Origin of the sequence: Flavobacterium sp. CSZ, from assembly GCF_015350725.1 — a bacterium.
GTDB lineage: Bacteria > Bacteroidota > Bacteroidia > Flavobacteriales > Flavobacteriaceae > Flavobacterium.
The window spans coordinates 166860-183353 of record NZ_JADKPQ010000010.1 but is presented as its reverse complement, the minus strand read 5'-3'; the positions used below and the strand labels follow the sequence as shown (position 1 = coordinate 183353).

The window sequence follows — 16494 nt, the reverse complement described above, 5'->3', positions numbered from 1 at the left end:
AGGAATTATTTTTGTACTGCCTCTAATTTAGCAGGAAAAGCGGATTGTCCCTCTAGATTTGTGATAATTAATGCATCTACATTTTTACTCTCCACTGCGTATTTAAAATATTCGGGTTTGTTCTCTCCCCATTGCACGGCGCAGTTCTGTACTTTGATTCTTTCTGCCGAATCAAAATAGAATCCTGAGGTACTTCCCTTTACAAAACCTTCTACATTAGAAGGGCGCCTGTCATATACTCCCCCGGGAAAAGAAGTTGTTTTATCAATAAAAACACTCACATTATCAAAAACAATATTCTTGATTTTATCTTTTGATTCCCCACTTACAAACACACCGTTTTCACCCCTGCATTGAATATTGGAAAAATAGATATTCTTTATCTCTCCTACTCTTCCTTGTGTAGCTCCTTTTGGAAAACGCCAGTTGGCATCTTTATGATTTGCTTTGGCTCTACTGAAAGCCGTTACATAAATGGGTTCTGCTTTTCCCCACCAGGTATCGGTGGTCAATTTACTCTCGATAATGATATTTGAGAAAATAACATCGCTCACTGTTCCTTCATCGCGATTCTGAATTCCCAAAGCGCGATTGCTGTTTTTAATGATACAATTATTGAATACCACTTGTCTTATGGCATCCATATTTTCTGAACCAATTTTAATAGCGCAGCTGCTGCTGGTCATCGTACAATTGGTCACTGTAATGTTCTCACAGGCACCAAATTCTTCAAATTCTCTTCTGTTCTTCAAACAAATACAATCATCCCCGCTTTCAATATAACAATCGCTGATTCTCACATTTTTGGAATGATCCAGATCAATACCGTCACTGTTGCGAACCTTCAGGCTATTTAACAAAGTAATACCACTAATTACAACGTCGTTACAGCCAACCAAATGAATAGTCCAATAAGCCGAATTTCCAATATGAACATCTTTGATTCTGATATTTTTTCCTCCGATAATAGTCAATACGTGTGGTCTTGGATCCAACACGTTAAAAGGTTTTAAAACATAAGAATCTTCCAGTTCTTCACCCATAAAAGAAATTCCGTTTCCATCTATTTTTCCGCTTCCGCTAATGGTAAAATCCTCTACGTTTTCTCCTCCAATCCAAATTGTTCCTTCTCCGGGATTGTTTCTAAAAGCACTTTTGGTGTATAGTTTCTCATCGGGACTTGCCAATAATTTAGCACCGGCTTCGATATGCAGCTCCACTTTTGATTTTACATCAAACGGTCCGGCCAAAAAAGTAAACGGCGCGGGAATTAAAACTCTTCCGCCTGTTTTACTACAGGCATCAATTGCTTTTTGAATGGCCGCTGCATCATTGGTTTTTCCATCTCCTTTGGCTCCGTATTTTTTAACGTTGTAAATATTCTGCGCTGCAACTGTCAGGGAAAAACAAAAAATCAGGATCGCAATTATAGATTTCTTTTTCATTTCATTTTATTTATTAAAAACCTTGTTTGAGATAGTCTCGGCAAAGTTTTTGGTTTATTTTTTCGCAACTTTGTGGCAAAATTTCAATGCGCAGGCAATTCAAATTTATTTTGCTGCGGTTCTGTTTTTCTTTTTAAAGATTCACTATCCAGATTACTTGATAAAACATCTTTAAAAACAATCTGATTGATTTTATCCCAAGGCATATCAATGGCTTTCATTGTTAGATTTTCTACATCATCAAAAACAAAGGCAGGGCGAAAATCTTCTTTCTCTAAAATCAGTTTTATATTCTTCATTTCGATTCCCTTTACATGACGCACATAAAATCCCCAGCAAGGCAATTCTCCAAACATAGTAAATTCAGGATAACCCTTTATGTTTTCTTTTACATCTTTTAATCGGCTTAAAGGGTGATATGCCATTCCTTTTGAGGCTCTTCCCGGGTAGGTAATTTCAATATTCTCTAGAGTTACATTTTCTATGAAATGTCCCGGAATTCCCGCAATAGAAGCCGGAAACGGATTATGAAAATAATCAACTTCTGGTCCGCGCATATCATAATTGATATCCGGACGGCCAAAAGGAACCTGTACTTTTACATTTTTAATCGATACATTTTTGATATAACCCGGCTTGTCTCCATTTCTATGTCCTAAACGAATCAATATTGCATTTCCTGTATTCACCGCCTTAATATTCGAAATCTTAATATTTTCAATTTCAGCACCATCTACAGATTCAATGGCAATTGCCGATCTAAAAGTATCATAGACCTCGATATCTTCGATAGTTACGTTTTTAAAGCTGCCGTAAGAACCTGTACCAAATTTAACGGCATTGGCACTCGATCTGATGCTGCACTTTGCAATGTAAATATTATTATTCTCTAATCCGGGCGTCTCCGATTTTAGGCAAATTCCATCATCTGCTGCATTTACCTTGCAGTTGGTTATTCGAACATTTTCACACCCGTCAATGTCAATTCCGTCATTGTTCCAATATGCTGTACTATTAACTTTCACTGCATCAATTACAATATTTTTACAATTTGTAAAACACTGAACCCAGCCCGGACTGTCTTTTAATGTGATATTGAGCATGGTGATTGAATCGCATTTTACAAATGAAATCAGTTTTCCTCTTGCGTCCTCGGGACGCATTCTTCTGTAATTGTATTTGGGATCAATTCGAACTCCTGTATGATGCAGACTATCAATTGCCAATGCGAGTTCTCTTCCTTGACCATCTATACTCCCTTTTCCGTTTACTGCAATATTTTTTGCTTCATTGGCTATAATCAAAGCTCTTATTGCTTCATATTTGGGATAATCTTCCGGGTTTGTGCTGCCTAACAAAATAGCTCCCTGTTCAAAAAAAAGTTCCACTCCGCTTTTTAAAACGATGCTTCCTGATAAAAATTCACCTTTAGAGAAAACAACTCTTCCTCCTTTATTTTTGTTGGCCGCATCAATTGCTTTTTGAATTACTTTTGTATTTAAAGTTTTACCATCTCCTACGGCGCCATATTTTTTAATGTCAAATATCTTTTGGGCCGAAACGGTTAGGGAAATACAGAAAATAAACAGTGTTATTATACAATTTCTTTTCATTTCTATTTTATTTTAATCTTGATTTTTAACAAAGCAGCGTTTCTAAATTTTTTCATGCAGATCTTTTTTAAATCTGTGTGAAACAAAAACTTTGTGCCTTTGGGTCTTTGCGAGCAATTTTCGTCAGCTTACCAAAAAACAGTATATAGAGCCACTAATACGCCACAGATAATAAAGGAACCAACAATAAATTCTGATGAGACTTTAAACATCGAATTATCAACTTCTATTTTATGAATTTCAGCTTCCTGTTCAGATACTGGATTTGCCAGACTAATGCCAAGCATTATAAAGACAATTAAAAAGAAAACAATAGTCATTCGGTCTAAGAAAGGATAATCAGGAAAAGCGCCATCTGTCCACATAGGCAGGAATTTCAATATAGCAGCAAGAGGCACTGTTAACAATGCGCCGGCAAGTCCGGCTGATGGCGTTGTTTTTTTCCAGAACATTCCAAGTAAAAAAACCGCTAAGACTCCCGGAGAAAAGAACCCAACATATTCCTGTATAAACTGATAGGCCTGATCTAATGATTTTAATGCAGGCGCTACAATAGCAGCAATGATCATACACACCACCACACACCATCTTCCGGTGCGTACCAGCTTTTTTTCTGTTGCCTTAGAATTGAAATATTTTTTATAAATATCTAAAGAAAAAATAGTCGAAATACTATTGGCTTTTCCTGCCAAAGAAGCCACAATGGCTGCTGTTAGAGCCGCAAGAGCCACACCTTTTAATCCTGCAGGAAGTAAATTCATTAAAGTTGGATACGCCTGATCTGGTTTTAAAACCCCTGCTGCATCTACCATTTCCTGCTGAAACATTCCATTGGAATGCATTACAAACATGGCTATACCTGGTAAAACGGCAATAATTGGGACTAATAATTTTAGAAAAGCGGCAAATAAAATTCCTTTACGGGCGGTTTTTAAATCGGCGCCTAAAGCACGCTGGACAATATATTGGTTGCATCCCCAATAGGCCAGATTATTGATTAACATACCACCAATTAAAACAGACATTCCCGGCAGTTCATTATAATGCGGATTGGATTTTTCTAGTATCATATGCAAATGCCCGGGCGCCTGATCAGCAATAATGGCCAGACCTTTTAGAATGTCTTTCCCAAAACCAAACTGATCTGAAAGTAAAGTCAATGCCAGATAAGTGGTTACCAAGCCACCCAAAATTAAAACGATAACCTGAAACATATCGGTATATCCAATTACTTTCATTCCCCCTAAAGTTACAATCACTGAGAATAAACTTAAGGCAATAACACAAAACTGAAAACTTACAGGAGCAATAGAAGAAATAGCCAAAGCGCCTAAATAAATGATAGAAGTAAGATTTACAAACACATAAATTAAAAGCCAGATAATTGCCATAATAGTACTTACCGTTCCGCTGTATCTTTTGGCCAGAAACTGCGGCATGGTAAATATTTTATTTTTAAGATAAACCGGTAAAATAAACATCGCCACGATAATTAATGTGGCCGCTGACATCCATTCATAAGAAGCAATTGCAAGGCCAATGGCAAAACCAGAACCGCTCATACCAATAAAGTGTTCTGCTGAAATATTAGAAGCAATCAAAGAAGCTCCAATTGCCCACCAGGTAAGGGATCCTTCGGCTAAAAAATATTCATTGGAACTGGTTGCTGCAGTTTTCTTGCTTCTGTAAATATACATTCCATAAGCCGTTACTATGATAAAGTAAATAAAGAAAACAATGTAATCTGCGCTTTGTAATACATTCATAATGTTGTGGTTATTGTGAGGTTAGTAAAATGTATTTTAAAATTGAATGTGTTTCAAATTTTTAGAAACCATTTTCTTTTATATAGAAAATAAAGCAATAGTAGCTGTACTACACTTACCGATAAAGCAGCAAAAAAAGGCTGCCATACAAGGGGCGTAAAATGGATAAGTCCGCCAAAAACATAATCTGCTGTATGTTTAAAATCAATTAAACCTTCGGCGGCGATATAAATTAAAATAGAATTTGAACCGATTAAAATTAATGGGAATGCCCATTTATGAAATCCGAAAAAATCAATTATCAAATAAAAAAAGACAAAAAACAAAATGCTGAATCCCCCGACAAAACATACAAATGAACTGGTCCATAAATGTTTATTGATTGGAAAACTACTATCCCATATCAGGCCTGCAATAATCAAAGCCACTGCCGTAAGAGTCATTAAAAGCAATTTTACTTTTATAGAAAAAGAGTAATTTGCTTTTAGAAATGTTCCGGTAAAAACGCCCAATAAAGCCGTAGCAATAGCAGGTATGGTAGAGAAAATTCCTTCCGGATCATAAACCCTGCTATGGAGTCTGCCTGGTAAAATCAAGCGGTCAATATAGCCTTCCAGTGATCCTTCCTTAGTTAAAACTCCTGCGCCAAATTCAGGCACGGGAATCCATTTCATTGCTGCATAATAGCCAATCAAAATACCCAGGAACCAGATTAATTGTCTCTTAAAATCAAAATTCAAATAGATGATTCCTGCACAAAACCAGGCCAGTCCAATTCTTCCTAAAACACTTGCAAAACGCGTATGATCAAAACCATCAAATCGCAATAATCCATTGACCACAAAACCTAAAACCAGTAAAATACAGGTTCTGCGGAGCATGGATAAGTAAATTTTTCGCTTTTCGCTGCCCGGTAATTCTTGTGGTGTTTCTACACCAGCCAGCTGCATTTTCTTTTCAAAAGAATACGGCATTGAAACCCCTGCAACAAACAGAAATACAGGAAAAATCATATCGTAAAATGTGATCCCATCCCACTCGGCATGATGCAGTTGTGAGGACATCCAGATAAAAACCGGAATTGGGGCTGCTTTGGCCAGAGCATGAATGATGTGTTCTCCGCTCATAATCCAAAACATAACAAATCCGCGAAGTGCATCTAAAGAAATTAATCTTCCTTTTGTAGTGTTGTTCATTTTTTAGTATTCGGTGGTCAGTTGATCGTTTTTTTTAGTATTTGAGTCTCAGTGACAGTTTTCAGTGCAAATGAGACTGTAAACTGTGATTGTAAACTAAAATTTTATTCTATTGGTTTTATAACAAATCCATAGCTGTATTCACTTTGGGTCAATACATATTGCTCGTGTGGCGGTAATCCCCAGCTGTTGTCTCCTCCTAATCCGCGCTGGGTCAAATCAACACAAACCACCACTTCATTTCTTGGAGTAATATCGCTGGAATGCATATTCTTTTTAGAAATTCCTGCATCAAAATCACTCGGATAATTATTCAAAGTACTCATCCCTAAAGGCTGCAGACCTTTTATCTCCAGGCCATTTCCATTATTGCCTGACAATTTAAACCAGCGTATATCGGTTTTGTATCCGTTTTCCTGCGGGCGTGTATAAGGCACATATTGGTCTGCAACTTTACTGTTGTAAACTCCTTTGAATGAAGAGGTTTTTCTATCTGGATAATTCTCCAGAGGTCCTCTTCCGTAATAATCCAGATTCTCTAAGGTGTTTTTTAAGGTGAAGATCATGCCGAAACGCGGCAGTTCGGGAACCGGGTTATTGCCTTTTTTATAAGACGCCTGTATTTCTAATACACCGTCATTTGCTAAGGCATATTTAATGGTATAATCCGAAGCTACATCATTGAGTTTTAACTTGGCAATGATATATTGCTTGCCTTGCTCCTCTGTTTGCTCAATGCTTTCTAAAGTGGTGTTTTTACCGGCTGTTCTCCAAACATTGGATCTAATCTGCATTTTATTTCCAATATCATTATCGGTTGGTGCTCTCCAGAAATGGGGTTCGGGATATTGATTAAAGTACTCCTGGCCTTTTAGACTATAGAAAGAAATTAATCCTGTTTTTTTACTGATTTTGACCACAACATTCTCTGAAGTCAACACAAACTGCTCTTGCTCGTCCTGAATTTTAGAAGCACTTGCCTTTTCAGGTTGTGCAAAATACTTAGAGTCTTCAATTACAAACTGCTCTTTGGCAATTTCAAAATGCTCAGGGAGAAATTCTGATCCTGTTTTAGTGTATGCAAAAACATTCAATAAATATTCTGTTGCTTCTTTAGATGGTAATTCTGGAAGTTCAATCTTAAACTGCTTTTTTGTTTTCGGCTCTAAAGCAACATCTATTGTTCCTTCTTTGATTGCTTTTCCATTTTCTAAAACTTCGTATTTAAAGCTATATTTATTGAGGTTTGTAAACCCAAAATCATTTACAATTTCGATCACTCCATTTTTGATATCTGCTGCATTAAATAAAATATCCTGATAGACTTTTTTTACTTCAAATGCTCCGGGGTGCGGTGTTCTGTCAGGAAAAACTAGTCCGTTATGACAAAAATTCTCATCATTGAGATAATTCTGGCTTCCCATATCGCCTCCATAAGCCCAGTATTTTCTGCCTGCTTCATCTGTTGCTTCAAATCCCTGATCTACCCAGTCCCAGATAAAACCACCCTGCATGTTTTTGCTTGCGCGAATAATATCCCAGTACTCTTGAAAATTACCACTACTGTTTCCCATCGCATGGGAATACTCACACATGATAAAGGGACGGCTCACTTCTTTGCGCGCCGCATATTCTTTCATATAAGCAATGGTTGGGTACATCGGACAGACGATATCTGTGTTTTCATTTTCCTTTGCCTGTTCAAACTGCACCAATCTTGTATTGTCTCTTTTTTTGATCCATTTATAGGCCTCATGAAATACAGGTCCATTGGCACTTTCATTACCTAATGACCAAATAATTACCGATGGAGCATTTTTATCTCTTTCTACCAAGCTGTAAATTCGGTCTAAATGCGCCTCTCTCCATTGGGGAAGATAGCCCGGATTGTTTTTTGGATTCATCCACATTATAGGCTGTCCCTCCACTCCCATTCCATGGCTTTCAATATTGGCCTCATCCACCAAAAACAAGCCGTATTTATTACATAATTTTACCCATAAAATATTATTTGGATAGTGACTGCAGCGCACCGAATTAATGTTGAGCTGCTTCATCATTTTGATGTCTTTGATCATCGTGGCCTGGTCCTGATAATGTCCCGTTTGGGGATTATGCTCGTGAATATTTACACCATGAACCATCAATCGAACTCCGTTTACCAATAATTGCCCGCCTTTTAGCTCTACTTTTCTAAATCCGATTTGAGTGGAAACGCTCTCTAGAATATCTCCTTTTGCATTTTTCAAAGTCAAAAGCAAGGTGTATAAATTTGGTGTTTCGCTGCTCCATAATTTTGGGCCCGATACATGCTGAGCAAAATTTAAAGTCTGAATTTTAGATGCTTCAAAATTGACATTCAATTCTTTTGTAAATACATTTTTTCCAGAAGCATCTACAAGTTTGGCAACCAATTTTTGATTATTAACAGCAATCGAAGTCAGGTTTTTCAAACTTACCTCTACACTTAAACTTGCGTTTTTGTATTTCGCATCCAAGTCCGGTTTGGCAAAAAAATCTGAAATACGAACATTATCTGTACTATATAAATACACGTTTCTGTCAATTCCAGAGAGCCTCCAGAAATCCTGATCCTCCAGATACGAACCATCACTCCATCTGTATACCTCTACAGCCAAATCATTTTTTCCGGGTTTTAAATATTTAGAAATATCAAACTCTGCCGGACTTTTGGTGTTTTCGCTATAGCCTACTTTTTGACCATTTACCCAAATATACATGGCAGATGTTCCTGCTTCAAAATGAAGAAAAACATGTCGGTTTTTCCAGTCTTCGGGCAGCACAAAATCTTTTTTATAAGAGCCCACCGGATTATCCCAGTGATTGATAAAAGGAGGATTTTTCTCAAATGGATAGGTTATATTGGTGTAAATGGGTACACCGTAACCATGCAGTTCCCAATTCGAGGGCACTTGAAGCTCTGCCCAGTGCAGGGTGCTGAAATCTGTTTTGTAAAAATCCTTTGGACGCTGATCTGGTGTTGGCGACCAGGAAAATTTCCATTTACCGTTTAAAGAAAAATACCAGGGTGAATTTTCGTATTGATCCCTTATGGCCGAAGTTTCATCTGCATAAGGAAGAAAAGAAGCGCGCGCGGGTTCTCTGTTAATTTGAAACACATTAGGATTTTCCCAATCATTTGAATCTTTTTGCTGAGCCAGAATTAAATCTGCGCAAAGCAGCAGCAGGGGTAATAAAAGTATTTTGATTTTATGCATTGTTGTGGTTTTAGATAGCTTTCAAATGAAATTTTTGATTTTTCTAAAATTTCAATTTCTCGGGTAGATATTTAGCAACTAGCTCTTTATAATAAGGAAGTAATGCTTTTACATCTGGTTTAACCGGAGCTTTAGTATATAAATCATAGGGATTGAACTTTCTTACCCAGTCAAACATTTCGATGTCTTTCTCATTCATTAAATGGGCATACGCATTTTCTTTATGCTGAGAATAAAATGAATGATAACGAATCATATACAAAGCCGGATCGGGAAGGTAATCTCTCATAATCTGATACAAATATTCGTCATGACCCCAGCTCATTTTTACCTTATCCAGTCCGCAGTTTTGGCTGTAAACTCCAAATTTGGTATTGAATCTCGGGTCTGTATAATCGGGATTTTCTTTGAAAAATTCCCAGTAGACAATTTTATCGGAGTATGCGCAACCAACAGGAAATGTATCGCCAACAACGGCCCACTGTGGTTCTCCAAACAAACATAAAATTTTACCCAAATCATGAATAAAACCTGTAAGCACAAACCAATCCGGGTGGCCGTCTGCTCTAATGGCTTCAGAGGTCTGCAAAAGGTGTTGGGTTTGATCCAGGTCAATATCCGGATCGCTATCATCTACAAGTGTGTTCAAAAAATCAACAGCTTGCCAGATTGACATTTCTTTTTTATTGAATTGCAGAAATTCTGCTTCTTTATTACAAACAAAATCGTAAGTCTGATAGGTGTGGTTAATTCTATAAAACTCCTTAACTGTTTCTACTCTTTGCGAATCAACATAATTTCTGAATTCTTCTTTTTCTTTCACCGGCGCACTCTGAGAAGGATCAGGATAGCGCAATAACAAATCATCTTCCCACTGATCTAAATTATTCAACGGATTATCGGTGTCTATATGCTTTTTCATAATGCTAAAAGTTTAAAAGTTATAAGACAAAAATAGAATTACCCATACCGTTCAAAATGGACTAATACATCAAAAACATGGATAATTTTAATTATTGTAAGATTTTTACATATAATTTAATCCAAATAGCTATGAGGTTAGTTTTTTCTCATTGATGAGTTGTGAGCAATCAAACTGGAATTTCTATATCATAAATTACCAATCTTTGCCGATTTTCTCTGTGATGATTCCTTTACAAGGATGACAAGATTGTGGATATACCTTGCCAATAAACCTTGCGCCCCTTGGTTGCAACCAGGGGCTATACTCTTTAAAATAGTAATAAAAGAATTCGTGTAATTTGTGTAATTCGCGCAAAACAAAAAATCATTTTAATCTGCGCGCCTAAAACTAATTAATGAGCTTACTGGGCGGGAAACCAAACTGTTTTTTAAAGCATCTGCTGAAATACAAAGGATCATTGAAGCCCACCAGATTGGTCACCTCCGATACATTGTACTTTTTGGTTTTGAGCAGTTCTGCTGACTTTTTTAAACGAATGGTTCTGATAAATTCATTTGGTGCCAAATCGGTCAGCTCTTTGATTTTTCTGTATAATTTTGAAGAACTTACACCCAATTTATCACAAAGAAATTCTGTAGAAAGATCAACCTCGCTTAAATTATCATTGATCAGATTGGTCACTTTTACCATAAATTGCTCATCAATTGGCGAATGAGTCAGCATGCTGACCTTCCCTTCTACCTCACCTGAGAATTTTTGCTTGAGTTCTAATCTTGATTTGATCATATTCTCAATAACTGTTTTGAGAAGTAAGGGCTCAAAGGGTTTTACCAGATAGCCATCAGCCCCCATGTCGTAGCCTTTTACTTTATCCATATTCTCGGAAAGGGCAGTAAGCATCACAACGGGAATATGGCTGATGAATTCATCATTTTTAAGCTCACGGCAAAATTCCAATCCGTCCATAACGGGCATCATCACATCGGTAACGCATAAGATGGGTTTTATTTGTCGGCAGATTTTTAAACCTTCTTCTCCATTCTCTGCCTGGTAAACTTTATAATAATCCGATAAATAGTCTACCAGATATTTTCTAAGCTCGCTGTTATCCTCAATTACCAGGATCTTTTCTTTAAGATCTGTATTTTGAATGATTTTCTTGGCCGCCTTCTCTGGGATAAGCATACTGAGATTGTCATTTTTAAGAGCGTATTCAAAGACCTCTTTATGCTCGTAAGCATCACGGTCAATGGGAATCTCTACCCTAAAGGTACTTCCTTTCCCTGGTGTACTTTCCACAGATATACTTCCTTTATGAATGGCAACTAAAGATTTTACTAGCGACAATCCAATGCCTGATCCGGTATTATTGGCCTTACTGTTTGTGGCCTGATAAAATCTTTTGAAAATTTTATCCTGACTCTTCAAGGGAATCCCAATTCCATTGTCGCTTACTTCAATCACTAAAATATCCTCAACGGTATCTTTGAGCCTGATATACAAATCCACATTGCCGTTTTTATTGGTAAACTTCAAGGCATTGGACAATAAATTATAGAGGATTTTATCATACTTGTCATTATCCAGCCAACCCTTTATTTCATCGTCCTCAGAGACAAAACTCAGCCTTATCTTTTTATTGAAGGCCATCTCATTAAAGGAATCAAAGATATTTTTGGAATAAGAGAGAATATCGGTTTTAGTGACTTTTAATTTCAATTCACCTGACTGGGCTTTTCTAAAATCCAACACTTGATTGACCAAATTGAGCAATCTGCTGGCATTTTGATAAATTAAATTGTAGCGGCTTTTTTCATAATCCGTTGCATTACTGCTTTCCTCTAAAAGCTGTTTGGCCGGCCCCAAAATAAGCGTTAATGGCGTTCGCAATTCATGGGAGATATTGGTAAAGAAACGCAATTTCTCATTGTTTAATTTAATATCGTGTTCTCTGTTTACTTTCTCGGTAAGGAGCTCTTGTTTTAAACGAATTCTGTTTTTGATTTCTTTTCTTATGAAATAAAAAATTCCAAATAAAAGTGCCAAAAACAGTACAAAAGAAGTTGGCGTTAGCCAAAAAGGCGGCAGGATTTTTATTTTATAAGAAACCGTTTTACTCCAAAATCCGTCGCTGTTGCTTGATCTGATTTTAAAGGTATAACTGCCCGGATAAAGGTTGGTATACTGAACAATTCTTGAACTACTATTGGCAGTAATCCAATGTTTGTCAAATCCTTCGAGCATATATTGAAATTTATTGAGCTTTTCATTAGCAAATGAAGGGGCAGAGAACTGAATCGAAAAATTACGGTTTTTATGGCTTAGTGCTATTTCTTTTCCATAATTTAAATCTTTTGACAGTGGAACTTCGCCATTAATTTCCATCTCTGGAAGCACTTCTTCATTCTGAATTTTAAATTCAGAGATAACCGGCAAAGGTGACCATTTATTTCTTTTCATCTCAGGGGGTGAAAAAGAGATAATACCATTTTTACCTCCCAGAAAAATATTGGAATTGTTAAAGTAAAAAAAGCCACTTGAACTAAAAACATCCAGTCTATTGCCGCTGTTGACGTGATAAATACTGATATCGCGTAAATTGGATTTAACAAAGGCAATGTTGTTGTTATTGATATTGAGCCATAAATTTCCCTGGGCATCCGATAAAATATCAGTGATCCATTTTCCTGAGAGTTCTTTAAGATTTTTTACCGGTTCAAATTGGTTCTCCCTGGCATTGTAGAGACACAATCCAAAACGCGTTGATGCCCATATTTTACCTTTGGTATCCACCAAAACATCACTTACGTTCTCATCATGAGGAATGCCTTTTTCTTTGATAAAAAGCGATGAGTAGGTTTCTATCCTCCCGGAATTGATATTGTACTTTACAACGCCGGTTTCTGTTGCAAACCAAACATTCTCCTTGGTGTCTCTTTCAATGGCATTAATCTGAAAATCGGGCAGCAGTCTACTTGAAGATTCTACCTGGAGCGTTTTAGTATTTAAAATTACTGCGCCTTCTCCAAAGGAGCCCACAATCATGGAATGATCTGAGATTCTGGCAAAAGCAAAAACGGGTGATTTTTCAAATCCTGCCTTTATCTCCCTGGAAGAATTTGTGCTGTAATTGTACACCAATATATTGCCGTCCCAAAGACCGCAGTAAAAAATTTTTCCATCATCAGAATAAATACTGGCGATATCTTTTCCTGTATTGTGCAGTGGAGTTGAGCCTTTATTGTTAGAGATAAAAAGTCCGTTGTGATAGGTCGCTACAATCACTTTCTGATCATAGGTTTTGGCAAAACCTCTTATACGCGGTGCCTGATTGCCTATTGAGCGTGAGATATCTTTGTTTAAAGTGAACTGATTCTCATAGGGATCATATTTATCCAATCCGTCCTCGGTGCCAATCCATAAAACCCCCGAAGCATCAAAATAAAGGGATGAAATTAAATTATCTACCAGGGAGGTATCATCTGATAGAATTGAATAATACCATTTGTAATTTCCTCTCTGGATATCTTCGAGTTGATTGCAAACCAACAATCCCCCTAAGGTTCCCACCCAGTATTTTCCATCGGGAGCGCGCGCAACTGATAAAAAATAAGGTCCTAAAGCGCCTCTGACCTGTTTGTTTTCTATGTATAAATTCACAAACTCATCCCTGGCCTTATCGAGTTTGTACAAGCCTTCACGCGTTCCCACAAAAATATCGGACTTGGCATCCTCATAAATAAAATTACTATAGGGGTTCTTTATATTGGAATAGGGAACAGAAAGTGTGTAATTATTAATTCGAAGGATTGCTCCCTTAGGATCCATTGTTATTTTTGCAATACCTGATTTCTCGTAGCTACCCACCCAGATATTGCCTTTTTTGTCCTCAAAGATTTCTTTTACATAATCAAACCCCTTGAGCTTTATTTTTTCAAATCGGTTTTCTTTCAAAAAAAACAAATACATTCCTTTTGTTTTGGTACCTACCCAGACTCTTTTGAATTTATCGACATAAACAGATCTCACTTCATCATCGGGCAGACTCTTTGGATCCTGCTTTTTATGGTAAAAGGTGGTAAAGACATGCGTGTCCATCTCAAAGAGTGTGAGTCCTTTTCGCGTACCAATCCATAAGTGATTGGAGGCTTCGTCCAGCTCCAAAGCCGTAATGTCATCATTGTAGAGTTTATTTTTCCCCGGGGTGGAACTCATGTAGTTTTTAAACTGATAACCGTCAAAACGGTTTAAGCCTGAAAATGTTCCAAACCATAAAAACCCTTTTTTATCCTGCACAATATGACGTACAGAATTATGAGACAATCCGTTATTATCATTGTAGTGCGCAAATTTTATATTCTGTGAATAAGAATGATAAAAAATGGCAAGAAATAAAAATAGTGCAAATTTTTTCTGTCTCATTGAAATAAATTAAAAACGCAATTTAATGTTTTTGATTTAATTAATATCAAAATTATTTAACAGATAATCTATCAATTTTGTTGTTTTTTAAATCAATCCTAAAATGATCAGACGGCTCGCCATTCATGGTTTTGCAAAATATTTCTGCCCATAGGATCAGTTTTGGATCATTTGATTTTTTTAACGCTGTGCAAACCAATTCATATTGCTTTAATCTGTTTTTTCCAATTTCGGGAACTGCCAGTTCACCGGCGCTTCTCAGGCGGTAAAAATCCAATATCATATCAAAACCACTCCACAATTCAAAATCGCAAACTCCCAGTGCATTTGCTTTCAAACACTCACTAAGCTCAGATGCATTTTTATTGATTTCCAATAAATCTCTACCGGAAAGATTTAGAATTGATTGTAAAAAATCAGCTGGAAAATCTTCGGGCAGGAATCTTAAACGCACTAATTCTTTTAAATGCCAGCTTGTAAATGCTTTATAATCCTTGGCCTTTAAAATTTCCTTGTTCCAAATAGGATCGCTTTTACTTTGCTGCAAATAAGCATATTCTTGTTTGTAAAAAGCAAACAAACTATTGAATTTCTTGACCTTTCCAATGACTACTGTTTGCACCTCAAGCTCAGAGTCCGAGTGAATTGTCAATATTTTATACCCTGGCATATAGGCTGCAAGGGATGGCGTTTGAATATTAAACAATGTATTTCCCTTTGCTGATGTTCGCAAGCCCGTATCGTTGATGTGCATGTGGCCTCCAAAATGAATCTGAATTCCGGCATCTGCAAAGAGCTGCGCTACCTCTTCGCTGGGAACTCGCTGTAGCTGCATTTTATCGGCGCCAAAAAGCTGCTTTAATTCCCCCGACGCATTATCATTGAATTCCACCATGGGATAATGGCTAAAAGCAATGAGTATTTTATGGTTTTCCTTGGCCTGCTGAGCTACTTTTTTTACCCAGTTCAATAAGTGGCTTTTATAAATTAGAACGTTATTATAACCTGTATTGGCGCCCGAGAAATCATGCGCATTATCTATCTGACCCGATAGCTTCTGGCTGGGAACATAGGCGTTGGCATCTATGGCCAAAAGCCAGATTCCTTTGATGGGCTCCACCAGATAACTCGCATCGGAAAGACGAAGATTGGTGTTTTTAATTACATAGGTTCTTTTCTCCAAAACAGCTTCTCTTTGCGCCTGGGCAAAAGTATAATCTTCATAGCTATAGTGCGAAAAAGGGGTTTGCCAATACAAATGGGTCTTTTTTGGAAAAAAACCAAAATCCCGCATTTGCTCAATAATTTCCTTATAACCCCCGTTTTTTATATCGGCTGTGATAATGGGCGGCAGCTCGTTTTTATCTTTACTCAGATCAGTTTGTGAACTGCTGATGATCTGCTCTTTTCCGTCTTTACCTAAAAAATCAGTTTTCACAGCATCCTGCCAAAATGGTCTTACAACATCATGATTGCCGGTGGTGACAAAAAATGAGATTCCGTATTTCTCTGAGTATTGGCGGAGTATTTTTCTTAATCCGCGCACGTGAACCGGCTGCCCGTCATCACTGAAATCACCGGGAAGAACCACTTGCTTGATGCCTTTTTTGACAATATCATCTAAAGCTTGCAAAAACGCAAAATAATTTTCATTGAAAATTCTCGTAGAATGCAATTGCGCGTTCATCGTCCTGATATTGGCATATTCACCTGTAAGGGGATTTTTGATTCCCTGATAAGGGTTATCTTCAAATTTGGCAAAAATATCCTGTAGATGAGCATCGGCTATAAAGGCGATTTGGATCTTTTTCTCATTGAAATCTTGCCCTGTTTTACAGGAAAACAGCACCAGAAGAAGCAATGAGGCAAAGATATTTTTAAATGACAT

General features: G+C 37.1%; 8 protein-coding genes. All 8 read right to left on the bottom strand.

All coding sequences use genetic code 11. The annotated features are described in order from the left end of the window. Nucleotides 1-5 precede the first annotated feature (5 nt). Nucleotides 6-1445, bottom strand: coding sequence for a glycosyl hydrolase family 28 protein (locus IRZ78_RS13475; RefSeq protein WP_194617042.1), 1440 nt, complete (start codon nucleotides 1443-1445; stop codon nucleotides 6-8). Between the two features lie 83 nt (nucleotides 1446-1528). Continuing rightward, nucleotides 1529-3058, bottom strand: coding sequence for a glycosyl hydrolase family 28 protein (locus tag IRZ78_RS13470; RefSeq protein ID WP_194617041.1), 1530 nt, complete (start codon nucleotides 3056-3058; stop codon nucleotides 1529-1531). Nucleotides 3059-3186: 128 nt separating this feature from the next. After that, nucleotides 3187-4824, bottom strand: a complete 1638-nt coding sequence (locus IRZ78_RS13465; protein ID WP_194617040.1) for a sodium/sugar symporter — start codon at nucleotides 4822-4824, stop codon at nucleotides 3187-3189. A 53-nt stretch (nucleotides 4825-4877) separates the two neighbouring features. After that, a complete protein-coding gene (locus IRZ78_RS13460) occupies nucleotides 4878-6020 on the bottom strand; it encodes a DUF5009 domain-containing protein (protein WP_194617039.1) in 1143 nt (380 codons plus the stop codon). A gap of 104 nt (nucleotides 6021-6124) precedes the next feature. Further along, nucleotides 6125-9259, bottom strand: a complete 3135-nt coding sequence (locus IRZ78_RS13455; RefSeq protein WP_194617038.1) for a glycoside hydrolase family 2 TIM barrel-domain containing protein — start codon at nucleotides 9257-9259, stop codon at nucleotides 6125-6127. Nucleotides 9260-9302: 43 nt separating this feature from the next. Then, nucleotides 9303-10181 (bottom strand): inositol oxygenase family protein, encoded by an 879-nt coding sequence (locus IRZ78_RS13450; RefSeq protein ID WP_194617037.1) that lies wholly within the window; start codon nucleotides 10179-10181, stop codon nucleotides 9303-9305. Nucleotides 10182-10571: 390 nt separating this feature from the next. Beyond that, nucleotides 10572-14606: a hybrid sensor histidine kinase/response regulator transcription factor gene (locus IRZ78_RS13445; RefSeq protein WP_194617036.1), complete on the bottom strand. Its 4035-nt coding sequence runs from the start codon at nucleotides 14604-14606 to the stop codon at nucleotides 10572-10574. 52 nt (nucleotides 14607-14658) lie between these two features. Then, a complete protein-coding gene (locus tag IRZ78_RS13440; RefSeq protein WP_194617035.1) occupies nucleotides 14659-16494 on the bottom strand; it encodes a metallophosphoesterase in 1836 nt (611 codons plus the stop codon).